Source organism: Rhodococcus sp. R1101, from assembly GCF_000278445.1.
Taxonomy (GTDB): domain Bacteria; phylum Actinomycetota; class Actinomycetes; order Mycobacteriales; family Mycobacteriaceae; genus Rhodococcus; species Rhodococcus gordoniae.
The window spans coordinates 1-3271 of sequence record NZ_AJVB01000439.1; the positions used below are offsets into that span (position 1 = coordinate 1).

The window sequence follows — 3271 nt, forward strand, 5'->3', positions numbered from 1 at the left end:
TCCCGGGCATCGCCCAGGAGAACTACTGGTTCCGGCGTCACGAGGTCGTCTACCAGCATTTTCTTCCCCGGTGCGCGAACCGGACCGTGCTCGAGGCCGGTGCCGGCGAAGGCTACGGAGCCGCCATGATCGCCGACGTCGCCACCCGGGTGATCGGCCTCGACTACGACGAGAGCGCCGTCGCCCACATCCGCGCGCGCTACCCCCGCGTGGACATGCGGCACGGCAATCTCGCCGAACTTCCCCTCGAGGACGAATCGGTCGATACGGTCGTGAACTTCCAGGTGATCGAGCACCTGTGGGATCAGACACAGTTCCTACGCGAATGTCACCGCATTCTCACTCCCGGCGGTGAGCTGCTGATCAGCACGCCCAACCGCATCACCTTCTCCCCCGGCCGCGACACCCCGCTCAATCCTTTCCACACCCGTGAGCTGAACGCCGCCGAACTGACACAACTGCTCGAGGACGCCGGCTTCCGCGTCGAACTCATGACGGGCGTGCACCACGGACCCGCCCTGCGCGCTCTCGACGCCAAGCACGGCGGATCGTTCATCGACGCTCAGATCGAGCGGGCGCTCGCCGGTGAGCCGTGGCCGGACGACCTCACCGCCGATGTCGCCATGATCTCCGTCGACGACTTCGCCATCGTTCCCGAGAACATCGACGCGAGCCTCGATCTCGTCGCCATCGCCGTGAAGGATCCCGCAGCGAAGGACACTGCGCCGTGAGTGCCGCATCACCTCGTGAGCCGGGCATGTTCGCGCTCGTCCTCCATTCCCACCTCCCGTGGCTCGCCCATCACGGCCGGTGGCCCGTCGGCGAGGAATGGCTCTACCAGTCGTGGGCCGCGACCTATCTGCCCGTCACCGACGTCCTGAGACGGCTCGCCGCCGAAGGCCGGACCCGGATGCTCACGCTCGGTGTCACCCCGGTGCTCGCCGCGCAACTCGACGATCCGCACTGCCTCGCCGGGATGCACCACTGGCTCGGCAACTGGCAACTCCGCGCGCACGAGGCCGCCGGGATGCGGGAGGAGTCCTACCGCGCGCTCGGCGCCCGCGAGCACCGTGCCGCCTCGACCGCACTCGAGGATTTCGAAACCCATTGGCGCCACGGAGGTTCCCCCGTCGTCCGGCAGCTGATCGACGCCGACGCGATCGAACTCCTCGGCGGACCTCTGGCCCATCCCTTCCAGCCCCTCCTCGACCCGCGACTGCGCGCCTTCTCCCTGTCGGAGGGCCTCGCCGACGCCCACGCCCGCTGGAACCATCGGCCGCGCGGCATCTGGGGTCCGGAATGCGGCTACACGCCGGGCATGGAGAAGGGTTACGCCGCAGCGGGTGTCGAGCACTTCATGGTCGACGGCCCCGCACTGCGCGGCGACACCTCGCTCGGTCGCACGGTCCGCGACTCGGACGTGGTGTGCTTCGGCCGCGACCTGCAGGTCTCGTACCGGGTGTGGTCGCCGAAATCCGGCTACCCGGGCCACTTCGCCTACCGCGACTTCCACACCTACTGCCACGACACCGGACTCAAGCCCTCCCGGGTCACGGGCCGCACGGTGCCCTCGCACGAGAAAGCTCCCTACGACCCCGAACTCGCCTCGCAGGCCGTCGACCGGCACGTCGCCGACTTCGTCGAGACCGTCCGGAAGCGGCTGCGCAGCGAGTCCGACCGCATCGGCCGGGACGCGCTCGTCGTCGCGGCATTCGACACGGAACTGTTCGGGCACTGGTGGTTCGAGGGCCCGATCTTCCTCGAGCGGCTGTTGCGCGCTCTTCCCGAGGCCGGTATCGAGGTGGGAACCCTGGCCGATGCCCGCGACCGCGGTTATGTCGGCACCTGTGTCGATCTCGAGGATTCGTCGTGGGGCTCGGGCAAGGACTGGCGCGTCTGGGCCGGCGATCAGGTCGCCGACCTCGTGCGACTGAACGACGAGGTGGTGCGCACGACCCTCGACAGCATCGACAAGACCCGCGAACAGAACGTCTCGCCGGTCGCGCTCCGCGACCGCGTGCACGACCAGATGCTGCGCGAAGCACTGCTCACGGTGTCCAGCGACTGGGCGTTCATGGTCAGCAAGGACACCGCCGCCGCCTACGCCCGCGACCGCGCGCACAAGCACGCCCATGCACTGCGTGAGATCGCCGAGGCCGTCGACTCCGGACGCACCGAGACGGCGCGCCGTCTGGCCGACGGATGGAACCGCGCCGACAATCTCTTCCCGGGACTCGACGCCCGGCGACTGCCCGGACGCCACGGAGGCCCGCGATGAAGATCCTGCTCGTGTCATGGGAGTACCCACCCGTCGTCGTCGGCGGTCTGGGCAGACACGTCCACCATCTCGCCACCGAACTCGCCGCGGCCGGCCACGAAGTGGTGGTGCTGTCGCGTCGTCCCACCGGTACCGACCCGTCGACCCATCCCACGGTCGGTCATATCGCCGACGGCGTGCTCGTGGTGGCCGTCGCGGAGGACGCACCCCACTTCGACTTCGGCGAGGACATGATCGCCTGGACCCTCGCGATGGGCCACGCGATGGTCCGCGCCGGGATCGGACTGAGCCGCGGCGGCATCGGCGAAGGCTGGTATCCCGATGTCGTCCACGCCCACGACTGGCTCGTCGCCCACCCCGCGATCGCGCTGGCCGAGTTCTTCGACGTGCCGCTCGTGTCGACCCTGCACGCGACGGAGGCGGGTCGCCACAGCGGCTGGCTGTCCGGCCGGATCAATCGGCAGGTGCATTCCGTCGAATGGTGGCTCGCCAACGAATCCGACCGGCTCATCACGTGTTCGGTGTCGATGCACGACGAGGTGACGGAGCTGTACGGCCCGGACCTGCCGGAGATCTCGGTGATCCGCAACGGCATCGACATCACCACCTGGTCGTACCGGGACCGCGAACCGCGTCCCGGGCCGGCACGGCTGCTGTACGTCGGCCGCCTCGAATACGAGAAGGGTGTGCAGGACGCGATCGCCGCCCTCCCCCGCATCCGCCGATCGCATCCCGGCACGACCCTCGTGATTGCCGGCGAAGGCACCCAGTTCGAGTGGCTGCGCGAGCAGGCACGGGTGCACCGCGTCGCACGCTCGGTGAGTTTCCTCGGCAACCTCGATCACACCGAACTGCTCGGCTGGCTGCACGGCGCCGACGCGATCGTGCTGCCGAGCCGCTACGAACCATTCGGCATCATCGCCCTCGAGGCGGCGGCCGCGGGCACCCCGCTGATCGCGTCCACCGCCGGTGGCCTGGGCGAAGCGGTGGTCG

The 3271-nt window shown here is 69.1% G+C and carries 3 protein-coding genes; all 3 read left to right on the forward strand.

Annotated features, from left to right (window positions below; all coding sequences use genetic code 11):
- Nucleotides 1–731: SAM-dependent methyltransferase (locus tag R1101_RS0119425; RefSeq protein WP_016934986.1), on the forward strand; the 731-nt coding region annotated here is incomplete at its 5' end.
- Nucleotides 732–757: 26 nt separating this feature from the next.
- Complete coding sequence (locus tag R1101_RS0119430; protein WP_016934987.1) at nt 758–2278, forward strand: 1,4-alpha-glucan branching protein domain-containing protein; 1521 nt, start codon at nt 758–760, stop codon at nt 2276–2278.
- Nucleotides 2275–3271, forward strand: a 997-nt coding sequence (locus R1101_RS0119435) for a glycosyltransferase family 4 protein (protein WP_016934988.1), incomplete at its 3' end; no start/stop codon positions are given. The genes R1101_RS0119430 and R1101_RS0119435, both read left to right, overlap by 4 nt.